Origin of the sequence: Glutamicibacter sp. PAEs-4, from assembly GCF_051161755.1 — a bacterium.
GTDB lineage: Bacteria > Actinomycetota > Actinomycetes > Actinomycetales > Micrococcaceae > Glutamicibacter > Glutamicibacter nicotianae.
The window spans coordinates 2,103,471-2,128,974 of the sequence record NZ_CP195017.1 but is presented as its reverse complement, the minus strand read 5'-3'; the positions used below and the strand labels follow the sequence as shown (position 1 = coordinate 2,128,974).

Annotated in this window: 23 protein-coding genes; 12 read left to right on the top strand and 11 right to left on the bottom strand. The window is 62.2% G+C overall.

Annotated features, from left to right (window positions below):
• Positions 1–28: 28 nt before the first annotated feature.
• Together ACR9WD_RS10060 and acnA are read left to right on the top strand one after the other, a co-directional pair.
• On the top strand, positions 29–1,351 hold the full coding sequence (locus ACR9WD_RS10060; protein ID WP_073706049.1) for a class I SAM-dependent RNA methyltransferase: 1,323 nt from the start codon (positions 29–31) through the stop codon (positions 1,349–1,351).
• A gap of 191 nt (positions 1,352–1,542) precedes the next feature.
• Positions 1,543–4,251, top strand: coding sequence for an aconitate hydratase AcnA (gene acnA, locus ACR9WD_RS10055; protein WP_285673066.1), 2,709 nt, complete (start codon positions 1,543–1,545; stop codon positions 4,249–4,251).
• A gap of 97 nt (positions 4,252–4,348) precedes the next feature.
• Here the strand turns inward: acnA and ACR9WD_RS10050 are convergent, their stop codons facing one another.
• Positions 4,349–4,963: a class I SAM-dependent methyltransferase gene (locus tag ACR9WD_RS10050; RefSeq protein WP_434922027.1), complete on the bottom strand. Its 615-nt coding sequence runs from the start codon at positions 4,961–4,963 to the stop codon at positions 4,349–4,351.
• Positions 4,964–5,117: 154 nt separating this feature from the next.
• Here ACR9WD_RS10050 and ACR9WD_RS10045 point away from each other — a divergent pair, with 154 nt between their 5' ends.
• The 7 genes from ACR9WD_RS10045 to ACR9WD_RS10015 all read left to right on the top strand — a co-directional run bounded on the left by ACR9WD_RS10045 (position 5,118) and on the right by ACR9WD_RS10015 (position 10,178).
• The gene (locus ACR9WD_RS10045) at positions 5,118–5,306 is read left to right on the top strand and encodes a hypothetical protein (RefSeq protein WP_434922026.1); all 189 of its coding nucleotides are present in this window, start codon (positions 5,118–5,120) and stop codon (positions 5,304–5,306) included.
• Positions 5,306–5,974 carry a phosphotransferase family protein gene (locus ACR9WD_RS10040; RefSeq protein ID WP_434922025.1) on the top strand — a complete coding sequence of 223 codons (669 nt, stop codon included), beginning with the start codon at positions 5,306–5,308 and terminating at the stop codon, positions 5,972–5,974. The genes ACR9WD_RS10045 and ACR9WD_RS10040 overlap by 1 nt, the downstream gene beginning before the upstream one ends.
• A 169-nt stretch (positions 5,975–6,143) precedes the next feature.
• Positions 6,144–8,111 (top strand): 1-deoxy-D-xylulose-5-phosphate synthase, encoded by a 1,968-nt coding sequence (dxs, locus tag ACR9WD_RS10035; RefSeq protein WP_038991906.1) that lies wholly within the window; start codon positions 6,144–6,146, stop codon positions 8,109–8,111.
• Complete coding sequence (locus tag ACR9WD_RS10030) at positions 8,108–8,698, top strand: DUF402 domain-containing protein (RefSeq protein WP_434922024.1); 591 nt, start codon at positions 8,108–8,110, stop codon at positions 8,696–8,698. Before dxs ends, ACR9WD_RS10030 begins: the two co-directional genes overlap by 4 nt.
• A gap of 55 nt (positions 8,699–8,753) precedes the next feature.
• Complete coding sequence (locus ACR9WD_RS10025) at positions 8,754–9,323, top strand: hypothetical protein (RefSeq protein WP_038991854.1); 570 nt, start codon at positions 8,754–8,756, stop codon at positions 9,321–9,323.
• 6 nt (positions 9,324–9,329) lie between these two features.
• Entirely contained in the window at positions 9,330–9,821 is a 492-nt protein-coding gene (locus ACR9WD_RS10020) for a GNAT family N-acetyltransferase (RefSeq protein WP_121866992.1), read from the top strand.
• Positions 9,822–9,842: 21 nt separating this feature from the next.
• Complete coding sequence (locus ACR9WD_RS10015; protein ID WP_121866991.1) at positions 9,843–10,178, top strand: hypothetical protein; 336 nt, start codon at positions 9,843–9,845, stop codon at positions 10,176–10,178.
• Here ACR9WD_RS10015 and ACR9WD_RS10010 read toward each other — a convergent pair.
• A complete protein-coding gene (locus tag ACR9WD_RS10010; protein ID WP_162989298.1) occupies positions 10,175–10,444 on the bottom strand; it encodes a hypothetical protein in 270 nt (89 codons plus the stop codon). The genes ACR9WD_RS10015 and ACR9WD_RS10010 overlap by 4 nt on opposite strands.
• A gap of 173 nt (positions 10,445–10,617) precedes the next feature.
• Positions 10,618–12,045, bottom strand: a complete 1,428-nt coding sequence (gene argG / locus ACR9WD_RS10005) for an argininosuccinate synthase (RefSeq protein WP_038991851.1) — start codon at positions 12,043–12,045, stop codon at positions 10,618–10,620.
• Between the two features lie 135 nt (positions 12,046–12,180).
• On the opposite strand from argG, the gene ACR9WD_RS10000 reads away from it, so the two are divergent.
• Entirely contained in the window at positions 12,181–13,155 is a 975-nt protein-coding gene (locus ACR9WD_RS10000) for an aldo/keto reductase (RefSeq protein WP_121866988.1), read from the top strand.
• A gap of 73 nt (positions 13,156–13,228) precedes the next feature.
• Here ACR9WD_RS10000 and ACR9WD_RS09995 read toward each other — a convergent pair whose 3' ends face one another.
• Positions 13,229–13,702, bottom strand: a complete 474-nt coding sequence (locus tag ACR9WD_RS09995) for a Rieske (2Fe-2S) protein (RefSeq protein WP_434922023.1) — start codon at positions 13,700–13,702, stop codon at positions 13,229–13,231.
• A 995-nt stretch (positions 13,703–14,697) separates the two neighbouring features.
• Between ACR9WD_RS09995 and ACR9WD_RS09990 the strand changes: the two genes are divergently transcribed.
• Both ACR9WD_RS09990 and ACR9WD_RS09985 read left to right on the top strand, forming a co-directional pair.
• Positions 14,698–16,389 (top strand): sodium:solute symporter family protein, encoded by a 1,692-nt coding sequence (locus ACR9WD_RS09990; RefSeq protein WP_066144462.1) that lies wholly within the window; start codon positions 14,698–14,700, stop codon positions 16,387–16,389.
• Complete coding sequence (locus tag ACR9WD_RS09985) at positions 16,389–16,520, top strand: putative transporter small subunit (RefSeq protein ID WP_038991847.1); 132 nt, start codon at positions 16,389–16,391, stop codon at positions 16,518–16,520. The genes ACR9WD_RS09990 and ACR9WD_RS09985 overlap by 1 nt, the downstream gene beginning before the upstream one ends.
• A 185-nt stretch (positions 16,521–16,705) precedes the next feature.
• Here the strand turns inward: ACR9WD_RS09985 and ACR9WD_RS09980 are convergent, their stop codons facing one another.
• The 7 genes from ACR9WD_RS09980 to ACR9WD_RS09950 form a co-directional block, all read right to left on the bottom strand.
• A complete protein-coding gene (locus ACR9WD_RS09980) occupies positions 16,706–18,829 on the bottom strand; it encodes a 3-hydroxyacyl-CoA dehydrogenase NAD-binding domain-containing protein (RefSeq protein ID WP_434922022.1) in 2,124 nt (707 codons plus the stop codon).
• A gap of 10 nt (positions 18,830–18,839) precedes the next feature.
• Positions 18,840–20,090 (bottom strand): thiolase family protein, encoded by a 1,251-nt coding sequence (locus ACR9WD_RS09975; protein ID WP_434922021.1) that lies wholly within the window; start codon positions 20,088–20,090, stop codon positions 18,840–18,842.
• A 159-nt stretch (positions 20,091–20,249) separates the two neighbouring features.
• Entirely contained in the window at positions 20,250–21,500 is a 1,251-nt protein-coding gene (locus ACR9WD_RS09970; protein ID WP_038991842.1) for a ribonuclease D, read from the bottom strand.
• Between the two features lie 46 nt (positions 21,501–21,546).
• Positions 21,547–22,185, bottom strand: a complete 639-nt coding sequence (locus ACR9WD_RS09965; RefSeq protein WP_038991840.1) for a DUF3000 domain-containing protein — start codon at positions 22,183–22,185, stop codon at positions 21,547–21,549.
• Positions 22,186–22,246: 61 nt separating this feature from the next.
• A complete protein-coding gene (locus ACR9WD_RS09960; RefSeq protein WP_073706059.1) occupies positions 22,247–23,308 on the bottom strand; it encodes a threonine aldolase family protein in 1,062 nt (353 codons plus the stop codon).
• A gap of 81 nt (positions 23,309–23,389) precedes the next feature.
• Complete coding sequence (locus tag ACR9WD_RS09955; protein WP_233125264.1) at positions 23,390–24,094, bottom strand: SDR family NAD(P)-dependent oxidoreductase; 705 nt, start codon at positions 24,092–24,094, stop codon at positions 23,390–23,392.
• 22 nt (positions 24,095–24,116) lie between these two features.
• Complete coding sequence (locus tag ACR9WD_RS09950; protein WP_038991835.1) at positions 24,117–25,502, bottom strand: DUF6421 family protein; 1,386 nt, start codon at positions 25,500–25,502, stop codon at positions 24,117–24,119.
• Between the last annotated feature and the right edge of the window lie 2 nt (positions 25,503–25,504).

Genomic DNA, 25,504 nt, shown 5'->3' with positions numbered 1-25,504 from the left:
TGACTGCTTCTGAAGAAAGACTGGATCAATGACTGATACACCAATGCTCACCGTCCGCTTGGGCAAGATTGCCCATGGCGGGCACACCGTCGCCCGCCACGAGGGCCGGGTGATCTTCGTGCGCCATGGCATTCCCGGCGAACTGGTCAAGGTGCGCCTGACGGACAGCGCGCCGGAGGCCAAGTTCTGGCGTGCCGACGTGGCCGAAGTGCTCGAAGCCAGCGAGCACCGGGTGCCGCACTTCTGGGATGCAGCTGATGCCTTGAAGCACCGCGATCCGGTGGGCGGCGCAGAGTTCGGCCACATCATCCTGGAGCACCAGCGTGAGCTGAAGTCGCAGGTGGCTGCCGAGCAGATGACCCGGCTGGGCGGCCTGAACGCGGAAGACTACAACTTCCCTGCGGTGCAAGCGGTCAAGGGCTCGGTCGATGGCCTGGGCTGGCGCACTCGGATGTCGTATTCCGTAGACGCCCAGGGCAGACTGGCAATGAGCGCATTCCGCAGCAACCAGTTGACCGGCATTGCGCAGATGCCCTTGGCCCATCCGGCCATTGAAGCCACCGGGCTGTACTCCGTGGACTACACCGGCATTGAACGTGTCGAAGCCGCGGTATCCAGCCAGGATGACCGAACCGTGCTGATCTTGCTGGCCGAGGCCAAGCCCGGCGCCGCGGCAAAGGTTGCCAAGCAATTCGCCGAGGGCGTCAACGTCGCCTCGTTCAGCCAGCAGGGCGGCTCGGCGGCCGACGGCAAGGGGCGGCTGCAGGTTCTGGCCGGTTCGGCGTACCTGACCGAAAAGGTGCTGGGGGAGAAATTCCGGATTACCGGGGAAGGCTTCTGGCAGGTGCACCGCGAGGCGGCCAGCCTGCTGACCCGGCGCGTGATCGAGCTGACCGAGCCGGCCGCCGGCGAGCAAATCGCCGACCTCTATGCCGGTGCCGGCCTGTTCTCCGTTCCGCTGGCCAAGGCGGTTGGCCGCGAGGGCCGCGTCTTCTCGATTGAGGGTGCTCCGGGCACCCATGCGGATGCGAAGAAGAACCTGCGCTCCTACTCGCAGGCCACGGTGATCCGCGGCCGTGTTGAGCGAGTGTTACGGCAGGTCGCCCGGGACGCTTCGCTGGATGCGGTGGTGCTTGATCCACCCCGTACCGGAATCGACAAGCAAGTCGCCGCGGAGCTGGCCGCCAGCGCTGTTTCGCGGATTTGTTACGTGTCCTGCGACCCTGCGGCTTTCGCCCGCGATACCGCGCGCTTGATGGCCCGAGGCTACGAATTAGAGCACATGGAGATTCACGATTTGTACCCGCACACCCACCATATGGAGTCCATCGGGCTGTTTGTGCGCCGTTAAGCACCTGAAAGTGTCCGTTTAGACACGAATTTGGACCAAAATTTATTCCGAGGAGTCTTTTTGCGGGCTTTGGCGATAGACTGTTTTTAGCTCTGCCGCGCTAGGAGCCTGACTATCTCAGTTAGGAACTCCTAACTGGAATTGAAGTGTGCGTGTGCAACAGAATGAGTGTCTGGCGAGAGGAGTCCCACGTGAGCAATGTGGACAGCTTCGGTGCCAAGGGCGTACTTGACGTCAATGGAACCGAATACGAAATTTACCGACTAAATACGGTTGAAGGCTCGGACAGCCTTCCTTACAGCCTTAAGGTTCTTCTTGAGAACCTGCTTCGCACCGAAGACGGCGCGAACGTAACCAACGAGCACATCAATGCACTGGGTCAGTGGGATGCTTCGGCTCAGCCGAACACCGAAATCCAGTTCACCCCCGCTCGTGTCATCATGCAGGACTTCACCGGTGTGCCTTGTGTCGTCGACCTTGCCACCATGCGCGAGGCCGTCAAGGACCTGGGCGGCGACCCGACCCGCGTGAACCCGCTGGCACCGGCCGAAATGGTCATCGACCACTCCGTGCAGATCGACACCTTCGGCTTCGAAGGCGCCGTCGAGCGCAACATGGAGATCGAATACCAGCGCAACGGCGAACGCTACCAGTTCCTGCGCTGGGGCCAGACCGCGTTTGACGACTTCAAGGTCGTTCCTCCGGGCACCGGCATCGTGCACCAGGTCAACATCGAGTACCTAGCCCGCACCGTCATGACCCGCGAGGTCAACGGCGTGCTGCGCGCCTACCCGGACACCTGCGTGGGCACCGACTCGCACACCACCATGGTCAACGGCCTTGGCGTGCTGGGCTGGGGCGTCGGCGGCATCGAGGCCGAAGCAGCAATGCTCGGCCAGCCTGTCTCCATGCTGATCCCACGCGTTGTCGGCTTCAAGCTGTCTGGCTCGATTCCAGCTGGCGCCACCGCAACCGACGTGGTGCTGACCATCACCGAAATGCTGCGCAAGCACGGTGTTGTCGGCAAGTTCGTCGAGTTCTACGGCGACGGCGTGGCCGAGGTGCCGCTGGCAAACCGCGCCACCATCGGCAACATGTCCCCGGAATTCGGCTCGACCGCCGCCATGTTCCCAATCGACGATGTCACCCTCGACTACCTGCGCCTGACCGGCCGCAGCGAGGAGAACGTTGCACTGGTCGAGGCCTACGCCAAGGAACAGGGCATGTGGCACGATCCAAGCCGCGAGATCCGCTTCTCGGAATACCTCGAGCTGGATCTGTCGACCGTGGTTCCATCGATCGCCGGCCCGAAGCGCCCGCAGGACCGCATCGAGCTGTCCTCCTCGAAGGAGCAGTTCCGCAAGGACCTGCACAACTACGTATCGAACGCCGACGACACCCAGGGTGCTGGCCGCCCATCGGTAGCCGTCGAGGTCACCAAGGAAGATGGCACCCAGTTCACCCTGGACCACGGCCTGGTTTCGATCGCTTCGATCACCTCGTGCACCAACACCTCGAACCCTTCGGTCATGCTGGCCGCAGCCGTCCTGGCTCGAAACGCCGCTGACAAGGGCCTGACCTCCAAGCCATGGGTCAAGACCTCGGTCGCCCCAGGCTCGAAGGTTGTCACCGAGTACTACGAGAAGTCCGGCCTGCTGCCATACCTGGAGAAGCTCGGCTTCTACGTGGTCGGCTACGGCTGCGCCACCTGCATCGGCAACTCCGGCCCGCTGGACACCGAGATTTCCGAGGCTATCCAGGCCAACGACCTCGCAGCAACCGCAGTGCTCTCGGGCAACCGCAACTTCGAAGGCCGCATCAACCCGGACGTGAAGATGAACTACCTGGCTTCCCCGCCACTGGTCATCGCCTACGCCCTGGCTGGCACCATGGACTTCGACTTCGAGACCGACGCACTGGGCCAGGACGCCGAGGGCAACGATGTCTTCCTGAAGGACATCTGGCCATCGCCAGTCGAGGTCCAGGAGATCATCGACTCGTCGATCGATAAGGAAATGTTCGCCAAGGGCTACGACGGAGTCTTCGAAGGCGACGCACGCTGGAAGGCACTGGACACCCCAGAGGGCTCGACCTTCGCATGGGACGAGAAGTCGACCTACGCACGCAAGGCACCGTACTTCGAGGGCATGACCGCTGAGCCTCAGCCGGTCCAGGACATCAGCGGCGCTCGCGTGCTGCTGAAGCTGGGCGACTCGGTCACCACCGACCACATCTCGCCTGCAGGTTCGTTCAAGTCGGAAACCCCGGCTGGCCGCTACCTGATCGAGAACGGCGTGGATCGCAAGGACTTCAACTCCTACGGCTCGCGCCGTGGCAACCACGAAGTCATGATCCGCGGCACCTTCGCCAACATCCGCATCAAGAACCAGCTGCTGGACGGCGTCGAGGGCGGCTTCACCCGCGACTTCACCCAGGAAGGTGCTCCGCAGTCGTACGTCTACGACGCTGCAGAGAACTACAAGGCCGCCGGCACCCCGCTGGTCGTTCTAGGCGGCAAGGAATACGGTTCGGGCTCCTCGCGTGACTGGGCTGCCAAGGGCACCGCACTGCTGGGCGTCAAGGCAGTCATCACCGAGTCCTTCGAGCGCATCCACCGCTCGAACCTGATCGGCATGGGCGTTCTGCCGCTGCAGTTCCCAGAGGGCGAGTCGGCTGATTCGCTGGGCCTGACCGGTACCGAGACCTTCGCAGTCTCCGGTGTGACCGAGCTGAACAACGGCACCACCCCGAAGACCCTGAAGGTTACCGCAACCGCTGAAGACGGCAAGGTCACCGAGTTCGACGCAGTTCTGCGCATCGACACCCCAGGTGAAGCCGACTACTACCGCAATGGTGGCATCCTGCAGTACGTGCTGCGCCAGATCGCCGCTGCCAACTAGCAGATCCACCTCGACTACGGTCGAAGCGAATCTCTAAGTAGCTCCGCATCGCGCGAAGACCTGAGACCCAAGGCAATTGCCTTGGGTCTCAGGTCATTTAAGCACGCTTGTGCGCGCTCAGATGGCCATGGGTGCGGGCAGCAGGCCGGGTGCGAGTGGCACCTTCCAGCACGCCAAAGCCCGACTGTTCGAGGATCTCGCCCAGTTCCACGGGCGGCCAATACCAGGCGGGGGCGACCTGATGGCCAAAGACTTCCAGCTGGTCCCCGGCAAAGAAGCCGAGCAGCAGCTTCCCGCCAGGCTGGAGCACGCGGGCCAACTCGTCCAATATGGGTGGAAGATCTGCCGGGGCAGCATGGATCACCGAGTACCAAGCGAGCACCCCGGAAAACTGCTCGTCGTCGAATGGCAGGTGCGCCAGATCGGCGCGCAGGAAATCGGGCTGCTGGAAGGTGCGCCGTGCGAAGTCCAAGAACTCCGGCACCAAGTCGACGCCGGTGGCCGGCCGATTGCCATCGGCAATGAACTGCGTCCAATGCCCGGGACCGCAGCCAGCGTCCAGGACTGGTCCGTGCAGCTGTGCGGCCCACGCCGCAATCAGTTCCCGGTCCTCAGCCACCGCCTGCTCCGGTGAACCGAACAGATCGATATACGCCTCGGCCACCTGCGAGTAACGAGCGGCGGTTTGGCCCGAGCGTTGCGATGCTTCCATGCGACAAGCCTAGCGAGCCGCAGGGGCCTGGAGAACAAACCTTGCTAGGCTCAGGAAAAATACCAGTCATGGAGGGCAGCATGGTAGAACTCTCGGTGAAATGCCCGTTGCAGCCTCTGGCTGGGCCTCGCAACGCCCGGCAGGGAGCGTACCGATGACTAGGCTAAACCTTGACGCCTTGGTGCCAGCAGCCCCGGCACAGCAAATACGGCAGTGGCTCGGCGACGTAGAAGTGCTGGCCGACATGTCGTGGAACCTTGGCGACACCAAAGTGCTGCACCTGCAGGCGGGGATGAAGCACGTCGTGGCCAAGACCGGGGGGGGGAAGAGAACCACCACATAGTGCGTGAGCTGCTGGCGCACCGCCGCTACACGGGGCCGCTGATAGAAGCCGGGAAAGCAGCCAAGCTGCTGCACGCCAGCGATTCCTTGCCCTTGATGATTCTGGACTTCCAGCCAGGCGAGCTCAGTGCGGGCAGCGAATATGAATTCGACCCGGAGTTCCATCGTCAGGCCGGCGCGGCGCTGAAGCTGCTGCATTCGCAAGCGCAATGCCTGGATCCCGGCTATGAAGCTCGGCTGACGCAGAAGTTTCTCGTGCTCCTGGAACGCGAACATCGGATCGAGCCAGCGGCTTGCCGGCAGATCGAGCAGATGCTCAGAAGCTATGAACCGCAACCAGCCGTCTTGGTGCCGACCCACGGGGATTGGCAACCGCGCAATTGGCTGGCCGATCAAGGCGAACTGCGAGTTATCGACTTCGGCCGCTTCGAATTCCGCCCAGCTGCCAGCGACCTGGCCCGGCTGGCTGTCCAGCAGTGGAGGGTGCGTCCAGATTTGGAAGCCGCTTTTCTCCAAGGATATGGCCACGATCCACGGGAAGGCGAAGCCTGGCGGATCATGCAATTGCGCGAGGGACTTGGAACGGCAGTCTGGGCTCACCAAGTTGGCGACAGGGACTTCGAAGCCCAGGGGCTCCAGATGCTGGCCGAAACGCTGGCGCAGGCATGAACCAGCTAAAGCGCATGCCTTGACCCGGCAGGGTAGCGAACGTCATTGCCGGGAAATTAGCACCAGCAGGAACGTTGGCGGATAATGAAAGAAGCCTTGGACGCGGTAAACTGGGTATTTCGCATGGGCTTTCCAGCCTATCGTCGGCGAATTTGTGAAGGGGATGAACGTGTCTTTACTGAAGACCATCAAGAAACCAAGCGACCTGCGGGCGCTTACCCTTGAACAGCTCGGCGACTTGGCAGAGGAAATCCGCAGTTTCCTCATCGACAATGTCGCACGGACCGGCGGGCATCTGGGCCCGAACCTCGGCGTGATCGAACTGACCCTGGGCATCCACCGCGTCTTCGATTCCCCCACCGATTCCATCGTCTTCGACACGGGGCACCAGTCGTACGTGCACAAGCTGGTGACCGGACGCCAGAACTTCGAGACCCTGCGCCAGCAAGGCGGGCTGTCCGGCTACCCCGACCGCGGTGAATCGGAACACGACGTTGTCGAGTCCTCCCATGCCTCCTCTTCGTTGTCATGGATTGACGGCATTTCCCGCGCGAACAAGCTGATGAATCACAATGACCGCTACGCCGTGGCGCTGGTTGGCGATGGCGCCCTGACCGGCGGCATGGCCTGGGAAGCGGTCAACAACATCGCTGCCGACAAGGACCGCAAAGCGGTCATCGTGGTCAACGACAACGGCCGCTCCTACGCCCCGACCATCGGCGGCCTGGCCAACCAGCTTTCCGGCCTGCGCCAGCAGCTGGACAAGTTCCGCACCCACCCCGCGTACGAGAACGCCATGGACAAGCTCAAGGTCAAGCTCAAGGGTTCGGGTCCCATCGGCGACTTCACCTACAAGTCGCTGCACGCCACCAAGAAGGGCATCAAGGACTGGTGGGCACCGCAGGGATTGTTCGAAGACCTTGGCCTGAAGTACATCGGCCCCATCGATGGCCACAACCAGCGTGCCGTAGAAGAGGCGCTGCAGCAGGCGAAGCAGTACGCCGGCCCGGTGCTGGTGCACGCCCTGACCGAGAAGGGCCATGGCTACGCCCCGGCACGCGCCGATGAAGCCGACCAGTTCCACGCTGTTGGCGTAATCGATCCGGTCACCGGACTGCCAGTGTCCAAGCCCAGTGCGCAAAGCTGGACGAGCGTCTTCGGCGAGGAAATCGCCGCCGTGGCCAATGAGCGCGAGGACATCGTGGCGATCACCGGCGCCATGCTGCAGCCGGTGGGCCTGAAGAAAATGTCCCAAGAGCACCCCGACCGCGTGATCGACGTTGGCATCGCCGAACAGCACGCCATGACCACCGCGGCAGGCCTTGCCTTCGGCGGCCTGCATCCTGTCGTCTGCGTCTACGCGACCTTCTTGAACCGCGCCTTCGACCAGCTGCTGATGGACGTGGCCCTGCACAAGGCCGGAGTCACCATCGTGCTGGACCGTGCAGGAGTCACCGGCCCGGACGGCGCCAGCCACCATGGCATGTGGGATATGGCGCTGACCCAGATCGTGCCGAACCTGCACCTGGCCGCACCACGCGATGCGGACCGCCTGCGCGAAGAACTGCGCGAAGCCCTGGATATCGACGATGCGCCGAGCGTCGTGCGGTTCTCCAAGGGCTCGGTGGGAGAGCCGGTGGAAGCCGTGGATCGCCTGCCTGATGGCGTGGACGTGCTGGCCCGGCTGGGGGACCGGTCGGCGCCGGATGTCCTGATCGTTTCTGTCGGTGCCATGAGCGAGCTGTCGCTGGATGTTGCCCAGCGCCTGAACAGCCAGGGTGTGTCGGTCACCGTCGTCGACCCGCGCTGGGTTCTGCCGATGCCGAAGTCGGTGATTTCCCTGGCTGCCCGCCACCGCATCGTGGTGTGCATTGAGGACGGCGTGCGTGCCGGAGGCGTCGGTTCGCGCCTGCGCACCGAGATGCGTGCCGCAGGGGTGGACACCGCGTTGAACGAAGTGGGCCTGCCTACGGAATTCCTGGCTCACGGCACCCGTGGAGAGGTGCTTGAACGCGTCGGATTGACCGCCAAGCAGGTAGCCCGCGATACGCTCGCACAGGTGCTCGGTACCAAGGTGCCTTTCGCCCGCCCGCTGCCTGGCCAGGACCTTCCCACCGGACAGATCCCGAAGCTGTGAGCACCTTGAGAGGTTGCCCGGCAGATCTGCCCCGCAGCCCTGAGAACATCGGCTTCGGCGCGCTCGTTGTCGCGCGCGCGTGGAAGTTCGACGGGAGTCCGCACTGGGTTGTCCCGGGCTTCTACCTTGGACAGGACGAATTCGGCCACTGGCTGCATCAGCCAGCCGGTTCCCTGGTCGCCCGTCCAGGAACCGCCCACCTGGCTGCCACCAGTGCGTTGTGCCTGATCCCGCATCGCGGCGACTGGATTGCCACGATGTATTCGGATGCCGCAGAAGATTTCGACGTCTACATCGACCTTTCCAGCAATGTCGGTTGGCTGCAGATGAAATGCGATGCCTGGGAGGTCAATTCCATTGACCTGGATCTGGATGTCATCCGCTCGCGGAGCAAAGGCACGTTCCTTGACGACGAGGACGAATTCGCAGATCACGCGCTGTCGATGGGATATCCGCAAAAGCTCCAGGATTCAGTTCGCGATACCAGCGAGAAGCTCTTGGAATCCGTGGCGAAGAATTCGCCTCCGTTCAACCATGCACATCGGGAATCATGGTTAGCTAAAGTCGCGGACCTCGCGACAGCCTGAAGCTGTCCAAGAATTCCATACTTGAATGATTCACTGACCTGAAAAGGGAAAACCTATGGCGATTGTTCGCACCTACCGTTTGGATGAGAAGAACGTACTGCATTTCCGCGAAGCGTGGTTCCAGCAGTTCGAGAACGAAGAACTGGGCCAGTTCGTGATCAACCACGGCTCCGTTGGCCATATGTCGCAAACCAGCGATGTGCAGGACGTCGACAACGATCGCGCGGACGAGTTGTTCGCCGGCTTCATGGAAGCCTGCGCAGAAGCTGGCTACAAGGAAATCGAAGCGGAAGACCAGTCGTGGGTGATCGTCCAGTATGCGCTGAAGTCGGCCAACGGCACCGAGCGTGACCACTACCTTGAAAAGAAAGCCAAGGAAGCATTGACCGGCCACCTGGCCTGGCGCGGACTGGGCACCGTGGAATCCAGCGATTTCGGCAACCGCAAGCTGAACATCAGGGTACTCTCTCCAGCGCCAAAACTGGCAGTTGCGGCGATCAAGACGTGCATCCGCGAAGCGAAGCTGGACTTCACCAAGATGAGCATCGGCGTCGCACCCTACGCTGAAGTGAACAAGCTGAAGATGGCCCACCCAATGCCGTCAAAGCCCATGTCCATCGACTAGCCGCAGATGGGACTGGGCATTCCCGCGCCGCAACCGATGCGGGCAGTGGACTACCCGGCCATCCGCAGGCTGTCCCAAAGCTTGGGGCGCCATGCAGAACCTGAACTGTGGGGGAGCGGAGAGTGCCAGCTGGTCATCAAGAACCTGGATGGCCAACTGCTTGGCTGGTCCCGTGCCCATTGGTGGGAACCAGCTGATGCCACAGCTCCAGCTGGTTATTACCTGGCTGGGATCGAGGTTGCCCGCGGATGCCGGCACCGGGGAGCGGGTCGGAGCCTGACGGAAGCACGGCTGGACTGGATTGCCCAGCGCGCTTCGAGCGCATGGTGCGTGGTCAATGCGCAGAACGCCGCGTCATTGGCGCTCCACCGCTCCCTGGGCTTCGAGGAAGTGGCCCGGGCTGCGCAGCTGGGTACCGTGGTTTTCAGCGGCGGCAGCGGCGTGCTGCTGTCCAAGGATTTGGTGTCTTCGCGCAGTGCAGCGAAGGCGCAGGTTTGAACGAGCAGGATACAAGGAGAAATGATTCCACAAGAAGACCGGGACGAAACCCCTGGCGCTCAGCGTAAGGCGCCGCGGATGGGCGCAACCCGCACACCGCTGCACCTGGTGTTCCAGGCCTGCGTTGGCGTCATTATCGGCATCGGCATCACCTCGCTGTTCTCCGGGGCCGGCCACGCGCAGCTGGCTCTGGCTGGCGTCATCGTGGTGATCGCAGCCTGGATCGTCGAGCAGGGTTTCCGCCTGCCAGCACCGAACACCACTTCCGGCGCCCGCATCCGGCTGGTGCTGCGCCTGGTCTCGCTGGTCGGCTTCACCATCGCGGTCAGCCCGCTGCTGCAGCTGATCGAGGCCTAGCCTTGGGGCGTCGGGCGCTCCAAGCTCCAGCGCACGTTGCGTCCGATGCTGTGGCCTGCTGCCCAGGTGCTGATCGGGTTCGCTGCTGGGATCGTGCTGGCCAAGACGATGACGCAGCCCGAGGAGCAAATCGCGTTGATCGCCACCGTCATCACGCTGGTTACCTGGTTGACGGATGAAGCGGTGAAGCTGAGGGCCAAGGACACCCGTGTGGGAACTGTGGTGCACGGAATCCTCAGGTTCCTCCCGCTGGTCGGGTTCATCATGGCCCTGCACTCCCTGGCCGCGCCCAACGGCCTGGCCCCTCTAAGCCCCTGCCGCCCGGCTGCAAACCGGGCAGTGCTCTGGCCTCCTGCACAAGAAAAAGCTCGGGCGGATCCTTCCAGTCAAGGAAGGACCCGCCCGAGCTTTTCAGCGCTTGGGGCGTGAGCCCGCGAGCTTAGTCGGTGCCTGCGTCGAAGGCAGCAGACTCGATAGCGCGGTCGGTAGCCAGATCGTCGCTGTCGACCTGGGTAGCGTTCACGATCGCGTCGGCTCCGCCGGCTTCCAGCGAGCCGACCAGCTTGGCGGTGGTGCCGCCGACCAGTCCCATGTTGGCGTACTGTTCCAGGCGGCCTCGGGAGTCGGCGATGTCCAGGTTGCGCATGGTCAGCTGTCCGATGCGGTCAACCGGGCCGAAGGCTGCATCTCCTACGCGCTCCATGGACAGCTTGTCCGGGTGGTAGCTCAGGTTCTCGCCCTCGGTGTTGAGGATGGTGTAGTCGTCGCCGCGGCGCAAGCGGATGGTCACGGTACCGGTGATGGCCGAGCCGACCCAGCGCTGCAGCGATTCGCGCAGCATCAGGGCCTGCGGGTCCAGCCAGCGGCCTTCGTACATCAGGCGGCCCAGGCGGCGGCCTTCGTTGTGGTAGCTGGCCACGGTGTCTTCGTTGTGGATCGCGTTGACCAGGCGTTCGTAGGCGATGTACAGCAGCGCCATTGCAGGTGCTTCGTAGATGCCGCGGGACTTGGCCTCGATGATGCGGTTCTCGATCTGGTCGCTCATGCCCAGGCCATGGCGGCCACCGATGATGTTTGCTTCGTTGACCAGGGCCACCGGATCGGTGAATTCCTTGCCATTGATGGCCACCGGGCGGCCGGCGACGAAGGAAATCGAAACGTCTTCGGTCTTGATCTCGACGTTTTCGTCCCAGTACTTCACGCCCATGATCGGCTCAACGGATTCGATGGAGCTGTCGAGCAGTTCCAGGGTCTTCGCCTCATGCGTCGCGCCCCAGATATTGGCGTCGGTCGAGTAGGCCTTTTCAGCCGAGTCGCGGTATGGGAAACCGTGTTCCTGCAGCCATTCGGACATTTCCTGGCGGCCGCCGAGTTCTGCAACGAAGTTCGGATCCAGCCATGGCTTGTAGATGCGCAGCTTCGGGTTGGCCATCAAGCCGTAGCGGTAGAAGCGCTCGATGTCGTTGCCCTTGTAGGTCGAACCGTCGCCCCAGACGTCCACGCCATCTTCGCGCATGGCGCGAACCAGCAGGGTGCCGGTGACGGCGCGGCCCAGCGGGGTGGTGTTGAAGTAGGTCTTGCCGCCGGTGCGGATGTGGAAAGCGCCGCAGGCGAGTGCTGCGAAGCCTTCTTCAACCAAGGCAGGCTTGCAATCAACCAGGCGGGAGTTCTCTGCACCGTACTCCAGCGCACGGCCAGGTACTGCATCGATATCTGGCTCGTCGTACTGGCCGAGGTCGCCAGTGTAGGTGTAAGGAATGGCGCCCTTGTCGCGCATCCAGGCTACTGCGACCGAGGTGTCGAGGCCACCGGAGAACGCGATACCGACGCGCTCGCCTACAGGGAGATTGGTAAGAACTTTAGACATGTTTCCATCCTAATGGATAAATATGCAATGCAGTGAATTGTGCCGTGAAATGTTGAGCACATGTACCTACCAGATAGCCTAGGGGTATAACGTCGCTCAGTGAAGCGGATGAGCAAACCAACAGATGAGGTGTCCATGGAATTCCGTCAGCTAGGCCGCAGCGGCCTGAGCGTTTCCGTCGTCGGGCTAGGCTGCAACAACCTTGGCCGCGCAGGTACTGCAACGGAATCCCAGGAAGGAACCGACGCAGTGATCAAGGCGGCCCTCGATGCGGGCATCACGCTCTTCGACGTCGCGGACATCTATGGCAAGGAACCGGGGCTTTCCGAAATCCGCCTCGGCAAGGCGCTGGGTCCTGCACGCAAGGACATCGTGCTGGCCACCAAGTTCGGCATGGATATGCAGGGCGTGAACGGACCGGACTTCAACGCACGAGGCTCGCGCCGCTATATTGTCAGAGCGGTCGAAGCGTCGCTCAAGCGACTGGGAACTGACTACATCGACCTGTACCAGTTCCATACGCCGGATGCGAAGACCCCTATTGAGGAAACCTTGCGGGCCCTGGATGATCTGGTGTCTAGCGGCAAGGTTCGCTATATCGGCCATTCGAACCGCTCCGGCTGGCAAATTGCCCAGGCGGAGTACGTCGCCCGTGAGTTGGGAACCGAACGCTTCATTTCGGCGCAGAACCACTACAACCTGATTGACCGCCGCGCGGAACTCGAAGTGCTGCCGGCTGCTCGTGAATTCGACCTGGGTGTTTTGCCCTATTTCCCGCTCGCGAACGGGCTGCTGACCGGCAAGTACTCCAAGGGGCATGCCCCGGAGGGCACCCGCCTGACGCATGCTCGCCAGCACCTGGTGGAAACCAGCGATTTCGAGCAGCTGGACCGGTTCAATGCCTTCGCTGCCGAACGGGATCTGACGCCGGTCGAATTGGCGTTCTCGTGGCTGGCCGGGCAGTCGCCTGTGGCCTCGGTGATTGCGGGCGCTACTCGTCCCGAGCAGATACGCGCCAACGCCGCTGCCGTTCGCTGGGTTCCGACGGAGACCGAGCGGGCCCAGATGGACGAGCTCTTCCCGGGTCCGGAAAAGGTTGCCTTGTTCTAGCGGCATCTGGGCCAAGCGCGAAGGGCTGAACCCTGTGGGGTTCAGCCCTTCGCGCTTGATTAGAGCTGGGAAACTACTCTGCGGCGGTGACGTAGGCGATGATGTCGTCGCCTTGAATTGCCGCAGCGTATCGTGGCAAGGCAGCGATAGCTGGACCATCGGTTACGGTTCCGTCAGCGGGTGCAAATCGTGAGCCGTGGCAGGCGCAGTAGAAATCTTCTTTGCTGGATTTAGGGGTTACCGCGCAACCCTGATGGGTGCAAACGTTCGAGTACGCCAATACGGTCTTATCATCCTTGCGGAAAAGCAGAATGCCGACATCCTTTCCGGACGGATCCTTGGCCGGTGCCAAGGCGCGTGATCCAACGGGCAGATCCTTCGTCTTCATGAGCGCCTGTCCTTCGCCGGTTGGTTCCGGGATCGGCAATGCCTCGGGGGTGTCTGCTTCAGAATGTCCATCACCGCAGGCGGTCAAAAGAGCGGCGGAACCAAGTGCTGCCGAAGCGCACATGAATGTGCGGCGGGCTGGTCGGGCAATGTCAGTCATGATCCCATTCTGGCAGAGATCTCTGTGCTGGCGCTAAGTGCCGAACGCCCGTGCTTGGCGATCGCCGCGTTCGTGGAATGCAACCGGCAAAGGCGCTGTTCATTTGCCGTTCACCTATCCGGCTATCGAACCTTATGCATATTTATGCATCAGCGTCGAATTCACAGCGTGGGCCGTTGGGGGCCGGTCTCGTTGGATGCGGCTTGAGCCCTGTGTTAGGCCCATGGTTAGTAATCTAGGTGGGGTTTTCCTGCGCGTGGAGCTTCGTCGCAATGCCGCCTCGCAGTTGGGCTGGAAGTGGCCAAATCTAGATATTTTCCTGCTGAGGTTTCCTGTTTTTGTGCGCGACGTTACGCGCGAATGAACGCCGTCTGGTAATTGATGCAGGAGATGGATTGATTTGAATGGCTTGGTTCGCGCTTGGCGGGCTGGTCGGCTGGCTCACTGCCTGGCGGCTGATAGTTCGGATATCTTTGCATTCATGCTAATATTTGGATAGCTAGTTGAAGCTAACATTTTCGGAGAGTGCTTTAACTGTTCACCTGTCAGGCATATTGACGCCGACCGAGATACTCCGCGCGGTGATCGCGTGTTGAGTTCCAGGTAGCAGTCCTCCGATGGAAAACAGGCGGTATTCGCCAATGCGAATGCCACGCCTGTACTGACCCGAAGCGCCGTTACGCGCAAGGCTGGATAGCCGCAAGCGAGATGCAGGCGAGCCAGGGGTCTGGATTCACGTTGTGAAGCCAAAACACCAGGTTCTGGAGTGAATCCAGAAGGTGGTGCTCCCCGTTACCAGGGATGAACGATACGAATGAGAAACGAACGAAACTTGAGTGTAGGGAAGTGATTCATGGGCCCAGGGGCTTGTGCGCGTCAGCTGAAATTTACCCCTTGCGATGACATCTCGCGGGAAGACGTGCAGGACAAGTCGCCGGTTGAGCAAATAGCTCCCGGCGCGGATCTCATCACTGTCTAAAAGAGGGAGGTGGCGCGTGGATAACGAAATCGTGCAATTCAGCGCCCTAACTGTTGTCTTGCTTTTGGTGCTCTTCTACGGAGGAACCTTTTTAATTTCCACCCGGATCGGGAAAAAGAAGGAAAACGCCGACGATTACATGACGGCGGGAAATAAAATCGGATTCGGCATTTCTGCTGCGAGTATGACCGCGACGTGGATTTGGGCTTCGTCGATGTATGCCTCGGCCACGTCCGGCTACACCTACGGAATCTCCGGCCCCATCCACTACGGTCTCTGGGGTGCGTTGATGATTCTGTTCATCTACCCATTCGGCAAGCGGATCCGCAAGGTCGCGCCACGCGCGCACACCCTCGCCGAGGTCATGCACGCACGCCACGGCCGCTCCAGCCAGCTGATGCTGGCTGGATCCAATATTGTCGGTTCGGTCATCTCCCTGATGTCCAACTTCATTGCCGGCGGCGTATTGATCTCGATGCTCTCGCCCTTCAACTTCATCCAGGGCGTGCTGGCCGTCGCCGGTGGCGTTCTGCTCTACACCCTGTGGTCCGGGTTCCGTGCTTCGGTGCTGACCGACTTTCTCCAGGTCGTTGCGATGCTCGGCGCCGTGGCGATTATCGTGCCAGTCATCTTCTTTGCCGCAGGCTTTCCGGCCGCGTTCGAAACCGGCGCAAGCAACCTGACCCCGCAGCAGTCCAACTTCTTCTCTTCCGAAGCATTCCTGGGCCAGGGCGCACCGTATATTGCCGCGGTACTGGCCTACGCAATCGGCAACCAGACCATTGCCCAGCGTCTGTTCGCAGTGCGCGAGGACCTGATCAAGCCGACGTTCATCACCGCAACCGTCGGATACGGCGCGATGGTCATCGGCGTGGGCATGCTCGGTGTGCTGGCCCTGTACCTCGGATTCGAGCCTTCCGGTGGCGACATGAACAACCTCATTCCTGAGATGGCAGCCAGCTACCTGCCCGGTGTTCTGCTGGCGCTGTTCTTCATCATGATTATTGGTGCGCTGTCGTCCACAGCCGACTCTGACTTGGCGGCACTGTCTTCGATCATGATGGCTGACGTATACGGGCAGAACGTCGCCGGCAAGGACAAGGCTGATCCGAAGAAGATGCTGCTCATTGGACGTGCGACCATGGTCGTTGCCACGGCCCTGGCAGTCGCTTTCGCGAGCATGCAGCTGAATATCCTGGACCTGCTGGTCTTCGTTGGTGCCCTTTGGGGCGCACTGGTATTCCCGGTTTTGGCCAGCTTCTACTGGAAGAAGGTCACGAACAAGGCCTTCACCGTCTCGGTACTGGTTGCCCTGGCGATCTTCATCCCGGTTCGCTTCGAACTGATCCCAATCAACGGCATCACCGGATTCCTGATCGAGTTGCTCGCGGTGATTGGCATCGGCGTGGTCCTGGCATTGATGAGCTTCGGCTTCTTCGGCCTGCGCGTCGCCAAGATTGTCGGAGTCGTGGCCATCCTGGTCAGCGCTCCGTTCGCCTTCGGTTTCCTCCGCGATTACACCACCTTGAGCGCGTCGCTGGTGGCCTATTCGGTCAGTACCATTGTCTGCTACCTCATGTCCTTCAGATCCAAGATGGAATTCGACTTCGATGTGATCGCGATACGCACCGGCGACTTCGACGTAGTTGAGGCGCAAGCCGAAACCGCAGAAGCCGGACGCGACGCACAGAGCCTGGGAGGCAAATAATGACGGCGTTTTTCTTGAGCCTGTATGTGCTGGTATGGCCAGCGATCGTGGCAGGAGTGCTGTTCTTCATCAGCAGGGGTTTCATCCAGGAATGGCTGGAAGCCCGTCGCAACGGCGAGGACATCATCTAGCTGCTAGCAGGCGCAGCTCCTCAGAACGCGCGAACCCCGTACAGCGGATCCAGCTGTACGGGGTTCGCGCATCTTCAAGACAGCAAAGAGCCGAGACCAGCTTCCCGATGGGGAAGAGTCTCGGCTCCTTGCCTGGTTCCAGCGCCCAGGGAAAAGCGATGCAACCAAAAACGGCCGGTTGGGTACTAGCCGTTGAACTTCTTGCCGTTGACGCGTTCGGAGGCGCCAACCTGGTCAAGATACGGGGTAATGCCGCCCAGGTGCATCGGCCAGCCGGCACCGGTGATCATGCACAGGTCAACGTCGGCGGCTTCGGCAACGACGCCTTCATCCAGCAGCAGTCCGATTTCTTCGGCCAGCGCGTCCTGGACACGGGCCAGGATCTGTTCTCCGGTCGAGGGCTGATCGCCGAAGGACATCAGCTTTTCAGCTTCAGGGTTGAGCACCTGGTTGCCTGCCTCGTCCTTGACCCAGAGGGTTGTGATCTTTGCATCGATCAGCTTCTGCAGATTCTCCGAGATGGTGAAGCGATCGCCGAAAGCGGCGTTCAGCGACTCGTTGACGTGCTGCGCGACCGGCAGGCCCACCATGGCCAACAGGGTCAGCGGGGTCATCGGCAGGCCCATTGGGGCCAGTGCCGAGTCAGCTGTCTTCGCGTCGGTGCCCTCATCGAAAGCTGCCTGGACTTCGCTCATCAGGCGAAGCAGTACGCGGTTGACCACGAACGCGGCGGAATCCTTGGTTTTCACCGCGGTCTTCTTCAGCTTATTGCCCAGCACGAACGCGGTGGACAGCGCGGAATCGCTGGTCCATTCGGTAGCGGCGATTTCCAGCAGCGGCATCACTGCGACCGGGTTGAAGAAGTGGAAGCCGACCAGGCGTTCTGGGTGCTCAAGGTCGCGCCCCATCTCGGTGACCGAGAGCGAGGAGGTGTTGGTCGCCAGGATGCACTCGGGGGAGACCACTGCCTCTACCTCTGCGAAAACCTGCTTCTTCACGCTCAGTTCTTCGAAGACTGCCTCGATGACGAAATCGGCATCGGCGAATGCCTCCTTGGTGACCGAGCCGGTAACCAGGGCCTTGGTGCGGTTCACCGCATCCTGGCTCATCCGGCCCTTGGCGTGCAGCTTGTCGATCTCGCCGTGGATGTAGGCCAGTCCCTTGTCCACCCGCGATTGATCCAGATCGGTGATCACCACCGGCACGTTCAGCCGGCGGACGAACAGCAGGGCCAGCTGGCTGGCCATCAGGCCGGCGCCGACGACGCCCACCTTGGTGACCGGGCGGGCGAGCTTGGGATCCGGTGCGCCGGCCGGACGCTTTCCGCGCTTCTGGACCAGGTCCAGGAAGGCGTACACGGTGTTCTGGAACTGCGGGGTGCGCATCAGCCCGGTCAATGCCTCGACCTCAAGGGCGGCCGACTCCTGCTGCGAGATGGCCAGGCCCCGGCGGAAGACCTCAAGCACCTTGTACGGCGCGGGGGCCGCGCCGGAAAGCTTTGCGTCGACGAACTTCTCGGCGGCATCGGCCGCCTCAAGCCAGCGGCGGGCAACTTCGGGATCGCTGGGGTCAACGGCGTTGGGGCGCTTGACCTCGGTGGTTCCGGAGATGACGCCGTCAGCGAAGGCAATTGAATGCTCGATGAAGTCGGCCGATTCGAATAGGGCATCGGCAACGCCCATCTTCGCGGCGGCCGGACCGGAGAGCGTACGGTTGTTGTTTAGCGGGTTCTCGATCATGACCTTCAGCGCGTTCTCCGGGCCGACCAGGCGTGGCAGGCGGTAGACACCGGCCCAACCCGGGATCAGGCCGAGGAAGCCTTCCGGCAAGCCCAGTGCGCCGGCGGTGGTGCTGACCGTGCGGTAGTTGCAGGCCAGTGCGATTTCCAGGCCGCCGCCGAGCGCCAGGCCGTTGATGAAGGCGAAGGTGGGGACGCCCAAATCGGCAAGCAGCTCATAGGTGTAATGGCCCAGCGAAGCCATGGCCGTGGCCTGGCTCGGTTCGCTCAGGCGGGTGACGGCCGACAGGTCGGCGCCGGCGATCAGGAAGAATGGCTTGCCGGTGATCGCCAGTGCGTGGATCTCGCCGTTCTTCGCGCGTTCTGCCTGGACTTCAAGCGCAGCGCGCAATTCCAGCAGGCCGTTGGGCCCGAGCGTAGTCGGCTTCTTGTGGTCCAGCCCGTTGTCCAGGGTCAGCAGCGCCATGGTCTTGCCGCTGGGCAGTGCCACATCCTTCACGTAGGAGTGGGTGACGGTCTCGTCGTGCATCAGCTGCGCGACAGCCTGGAAATCTTTGCTCAATGCAGTCATTGTCTCTTCCTTATGCCTTGCTGCCGAAGTCCGCGTGGTTTGGATTTTCCCAGATCACTGTGCCGCCCATGCCCAGGCCGATGCACATCGTGGTGATGCCGTAGCGCACCGAGTGGTCCTCGGAGAACTGGCGGGCCAGCTGGGACATCAGGCGCACGCCGGAGGAGGCCAGCGGGTGGCCCACCGCGATGGCCCCGCCGTAGCGGTTCACCCGCTCATCGTCTTGGTCGATTCCGTAGTAGTCGAGGAAGGAGAGCACCTGGACGGCGAAGGCCTCGTTGATTTCGAACAGGCCGATGTCGTTGATGCCCAGGCCGGCCTTGGCCAGGGCTTTTTCGGTGGACGGAACCGGTCCGTAGCCCATCACATCCGGTTCCACTCCGGAGAAGGCGAAGGAGACCATGCGCATCTTCGGTTCCAAGCCCAGTTCGCGCACTGCGGCGCCACTGGCCAGCAGGGCGGCGGTGGCGCCGTCGTTCAGGCCGGCTGCGTTGCCTGCGGTCACGCGTCCGTGGGCGCGGAATGGGGTGCGCAATTCGGCCAGCGATTCCATGGTGGTTCCCGGCCGCGGAGGTTCGTCAACCGTGTTCACGGCCCAGCCTTCGCCCGGGCGCTTGGCGGCCACGGGGATCAGGTCCGCCTGGATCTGCTGGTTCTCGTAGGCCTTGGCCAGCTTTGCCTGGGATGCGACGGCGTAGCGGTCGGCGCGTTCCTTGGTGATCGCCGGGAAGCGGTCGTGCAGGTTCTCTGCGGTATTGCCCATGTTCAATGCCTGAGGGTCGACGATGCGCTCGGAGAGAAAACGCGGGTTCGGGTCGGCTCCGGCGCCCATGGGGTGGTTGCCCATGTGCTCCACGCCGCCGGCGACGACAACGTCGTAGGCGCCGAAGGCGATGCCGCCTGCGGTCGCGGTCACCGCTGTCATGGCCCCGGCACACATGCGGTCGATGGCGAAGCCGGGCACGGACTGGGGGATGCCGGAGAGCAGGCCGACGGTGCGGCCCAAGGTCAGGCCCTGGTCGCCGGTCTGCGTGGTTGCGGCGATGGAGATTTCGTCGATTTTCTCGGCGGGTACTTCAGGGTTGCGTTCCAGCAGGCCGAGTACCGCCTTGACGGCAAGGTCATCGGCGCGGGTACCGTGGTAGATTCCCTTGTCGCCGGCTTTGCCGAACGGGGTGCGTACCCCGTCGATGAAGACGACATCGCGGTCGTCGAGCGATGGGTGCGCGCTGTTGCGCACGGTCGAAGCGTTGGCAGTCACCGTCGGGCTCCTTGGGTTGGTTCATGCTGCCCGTGGAGTACAGGGCAGTGGCCAGCATCACTGTGACCTGAACCATACGTTACTCAGGAGTAACTTGAAGTGCAAGTTGCCGATCCCCGCGAATCGGTGAACCTTCGGCGAATTACTCTGTGGATCCGCTCAGGCCTGCTTCAATGCCGCGGCCAGCTTGTCCGAAAGCAGTTCACGCTGCCATTGGCGGGCACCGAGATTTTCCAGCATGTCCGCCACACTGGCTTCGCTGATCCGCGCCGGTGCATTCCAGCACACCTCGCGCAGGTACTTAGGAGTCAGCAGATTCTCGCCGGGGATGTTCCACTGCTCGCTCACGTCATTGACCACTTGCTTGGCAGCTTCCAAGCGGTTCGCGGCATCAGGGTTCTTCTCGGCCCAGGAGCGGGGGTGCGGCAGACCGTTTTTGGGTGCCCGCAGATCGGGCAGGTCGCGGGTGCTGTTGCCGCGCTGGATGGCATCGACCCAGCGCGCGGCATCGCGCTTGGCATTGCGTGTGTGGAACCCCGGAATCTGCAAGAGCGCCGGAACGCTGGTGGCGCGCTGCTCCACAGCTGCCATGATGGCGCGATCCGGGATCAGCCGGCCTGGGGCCACGTCGCGGCTCTGGGCCAGGGATTCGCGCGAGATCCACAGTTCGCGGGCTACCGCGAGGTTGCGGCGGCTCTTGAGCTTATGAATGCCGGATAATTTCCGCCACGGCGTTTCTGCCGGGACAGGGTCGGGCAACGTGCGCTCATGCTCGAATTCCTGTCGGGCGAACTCCAGCTTGCCCTGCTCTTCGAGCACCTGGGCGATGGCCTGGCGCAGCTCTTCGAGGACTTCCACATCCAGAGCGGCGTAATTAAGCCACGATTCGGGTAGCGGGCGGGTGGACCAGTCGACGGCCGAATGCTCCTTGGCCAACTGCAGCCCGAGCAATTCGCCGACCATCGTGCCCAGGGAAACTCTGGGGAATCCTGCGAGGCGGCCAGCCATCTCGGTGTCGAACAGCGAGGTCGGTGACATGCCCAATTCATGCAGGCAGGGCAAATCCTGGGTGGCGGCATGCAGGATCCAGGGCTGCTGGTTGACGAACTCGCGCAGCGGCGCCAAGTCATCCAAGGTCTCCGGATCGATCAGCCATGTTCCTGAGCCGTCTCGGCGGATCTGCAGCAGGAAGGCGCGCTGGCCATAGCGGAACCCGCTGGCTCTTTCGGTATCCACGGCCAAGTCGCCGGTGCCCGCTTCCAAGGCACGTACTGCACGGCGCAACGCTGGTGCGGTGTCGATGACTTCGGGGATCCCGTCGCGCGGTGCGGCCAGCGGTGTCAGAACCGGCGCGGCAGCCTCTGCGGCGGGAGTGGATGATGCGGGAGCGGAAGAGTCAGAATTCGGCATGATGCTTCCATTCTAGGACTAATCGGCGCCACCGCAGCGATGATCGCTAGCTCAGGCGGCGGTGGGGCAGTTGCTGCACACCTTCGGGCAAGGGCGGCAGTCCGGCAAAAGTGCAGACCATATCTGCCCACGCGCTCAGGTGCGCGCCGAGATGATCCGAGTCCGGCGACCATGAAGCGCGCAGCTCGATATCGATGTGGTCTTGTTCCCCGGCTAGATTGCCGAAGGACTCGGAAATCACGCGGGTCGCGGTGCCGCCTGCTGAATGGTAGGCGGCGTCGCGCTCGCGCAGAGCTTCTTCGAGCCACGACCACGCGACCGAAGCCAGCATGGAATCCTGGCCCATTTCATGATCCAGCCGGGCGCGAATATAGGTGACGATGCGGAACTGGCCATTCCATAGTTCTTGGCCCGCCGGGTCGAAAAGGAGAATGAAGCGACCGGTGGCAAGCTGCTCGGCTGGTTGCAGGAACGGGGTGCGGCCGATTTCCTGGCCCTGGGGTCCGTGTCCGGGGGCAACCACATCCATCACATCGCCGCTGAGCGCCAGCGCGAAAGGAGCCAGCCTGCCGGGGGCCGGGATTTCGGTGAATTTCAGTTCCTTGCGCACCTTGGCATGCGACAACTCGTCAAGGGCCTTGGCAAAGGCCTTCGGAATGGCGGAAGCAGGGCGATCATTGGTCACAATTTGAGTCTAAGCGTGCCGTACCCGCGCATGGGTACGGCACGCCGACCGGGACTGCATGCTATGCGGCGGCGTAGGCGCCCATCAGCTCGCGCAGCTTCGCGATGAACGCGGCAACATCTTCCTCGGTGGTGTCGAAAGAGCACATCCAGCGCACCTGGCCGGCCGCGCGGTCCCAGTCGTAGAAGCGGAAGTGCTCGCGCAGCTGATCGCTGACTTCGGTAGGCAGCTGGGCGAAGACGCCGTTGGCCTGGGTGGGGTAGACCAGCTGGACGCCATCAATTTCGTCGACTGCCTGCGAGAGCTTGGCGGCCATGGCATTGGAATGGCTCGCCAATTCGCGCCACAGATCGGTGCCGTAGAGCTCGATCAGCTGGGCGGAGATGAAACGCATTTTGGAACCCAGCTGCATGTTCATCTTGCGCAGGTACTTCAGATCCTTGGCCAGCTCGCTGCGCAGGGTCAGGATGCCCTCGCCGAGCAGGATGCCGTTCTTGGTGCCTCCGAGCGAGACGATATCCACGCCGGCATCCGTGGTCAGCGCGCGCAGCGGAACGCCCAGGGACGCCGCGGCGTTGGACAGGCGCGAGCCATCCAGATGCACCTTCATGCCCAGCTTGTGCGCATGGTCGGTGATGGCCTTGATCTCCTCGGGCGTGTACAGCGTGCCCAGCTCGGTGGCCTGGGTGATCGACACGGCCAGCGGCTGCGCGCGGTGCTCGTCGCCCCAGCCCCATGCTTCTTGGTCGATCAGCTCCGGGGTGAGCTTGCCGTCCGGGGTATCCACCTGCAGCAGCTTGAAGCCGCCGATGCGCTCGGGCGCACCGTTCTCGTCCACATTGATATGCGCCGACGATGCGCAAATGACCGCGCCCCAGCGCGGCAGCAACGACTGCAGCGCGATGACGTTGGCACCGGTGCCGTTGAACACCGGGAAGATCTGGGCTTCGGGGCCAAAAGTATTGCGGGCGACGTTGCCCAGTTCCTCGGTGTACTGGTCTTCGCCGTAGGAAATCTGGTGGCCGCCATTGGCGCGGGCAATGGCATCCATGATCCGCGGGTGCACGCCCGAGTAGTTATCCGAAGCGAATCCGCGAACCGAAGCGTCGTGGGTAAAAGTCATGCTGAGGTGGTCCTTAGTGGTTCAAGGGGTGAAGTGGTGTGCGATGCCAGGTCGCGCCTGGGTGCGTGTCCTGGCCAATCATCAGGCCTTGGGCAAGGCGATGCGGGCGCCATTGAACTCGCCGGCATCCTGCTCCAGCAGGTCCACGGCGGCCTGGGCGAGGAATTGCACCGGGGTATGCCCGGAAGGGGCTTCCTCAGGTGACTTGTCGCTCAATGCCTTGACGACCCAACTCACTGCGGCGGCGTTTTCGGCCTGCTTGGCGAACAGGCGGGCGATCGCATTGACCCAATGCTCCGCGGCGGCCTTGATGGCTCCGTAGTTGGCATTGGACGGGGTCGGGTTCAGCACCGCTTCGGCGCTCACGATGGCCAAGCGTCCTGCGGGGGAAGAGACCAGATCATCGACGAACGCGCGGGAAGTGTTGCGCAGGGTGGTCAGCACGCTGTGGTGCAGGAACTCCCAGTCCTCGTCACTTTGCCCGGTGATGGATTTGCCGCCGCGCCAGCCGCCGACCAGATGGATCAGCGCATCGATGCTGCCGTGCTCTTCATGGACCTGCAGTGCCAGTTGCTTGACCGCGGCGAAGTCGCCCAGATCGCATTCATAGCGTGCATGGACGAACGGCAGGCGCTCATCGAGCCGGTCTTGGTTGCTTCCTACCGCAAGCACCCGCGCTCCGGCATCAACCAGCGCGGTGGCGCTGGCAATGCCGGAGGCGGAAGTAGCGCCGGCAAGGAGCACTAATTTGGATGTCTCGTTCAAGGAGATGCTTTCTCTGCTCACATTTTCCAGCCTAGAGGAAAGGCTAGATTTTCGTTGCCCCGGTCATGCCCTTGGTCGATTCGATGACGGAGGCCATCTTCTTGTTCAGTGCTTCATAGAACATCGACAGCGGGAATTCGTCGTCCATGACCTGGTCCGTGATTTCGCGCAGCGGTGCGGTCAACGGCAGGGCCTCGGGGCCCTTGGCCCAGACCGAAGCGGGGTTCGGGGTAACGGTGGCAGAAACCAGTTCGTAGGCTGCAAGCCAGTGAGCCAGCTTCGGGCGGTCGATGGACTTCCAGTACAGTTCGTCGATCGCATCCCCCAAGGCTGCAACCACTTCGGGCACCTGATCCCAGTCAATGCTCAGCTTGGTGTCGGTCCAGTGCAGCACATGGTGCTGGTGCATCCAGGCGAACAGCAGCTGGCCGCCGAGGCCGTCGTAGTTGCGCACGCGCGAGCCGGTGATGGCGAAGCGGAAGATGCGGTCGAAGATCACCGCGTACTGCACGAGCTTGGCCATCTTGGCGCTTTTCTCATCCGAATCCGGATTCGCGGCGATCTTCATGCATTCGCGGAACGCGGTCAAATCGCAACGCAATTCTTCCAGCGAGTACAGGAAGAAGGGCATGCGCTGCTTGATCATGAACGGATCGAACGGCAGGTCGCCACGCATGTGGGTGCGGTCGTGGATCAGGTCCCACATGATGAAGGTTTCTTCGGTCAGGTGCTGGTCCTTGAGCAGCTCTGCTGCGTCCGCGGGCAACTCGAGGTTGGTGATGCGGCTGGCTTCCTGAAGGACCTTGCGGAAGCGCACTGCTTCACGATCCTGGAAGATTGCGCCCCAGGTGAATGACGGGGTCTCGCGGATCGCTACGGACTCCGGGAAGAGCACGGCGGAATTGGTGTTGTAGCCTTCGGTGAAGTCGATGAAGCGCAGCGGCACGAACAGCGCGTTGGTGTAGTCCTTGGCTTCCAGGTCGGCGATGAACTCGGGCCACATCACCTGCACCAGTACAGCTTCGAGGTGGCGGTTGGTGGAGCCGTTCTGTGTGTACATCGGGAAAAGCACCAGGTGCAGCAGGCCGTCGATGCGCTGGGTCTGCGGCTGGAACTGCATCAGCGAATCGAGGAAGTCGGGCACGCCGAAGCCGGCATCGGCCCACTGGCGCAGATCCGCGACCAGCTGCTCGAGGTATTCGGCATCGTGCTCGAAGTGCGGGCGCAGGGACTGGACCGACTCGATGATGGAATCAACGAGTTGGACGGCCTTCGGTGCGAAAGCGCTATCGGCCAAGGAACCGTCCTGAGCCTGCAGTCCCTGGAACTCGGTGGCGGCAGACTTCAGCTTCAGCCAAGCTTGCGAGTTTGCGATCTGCAGTACTTCTGCGTCGGTGGCCGGTACTGGCTTGGAGGAAATCTGAGTCATTT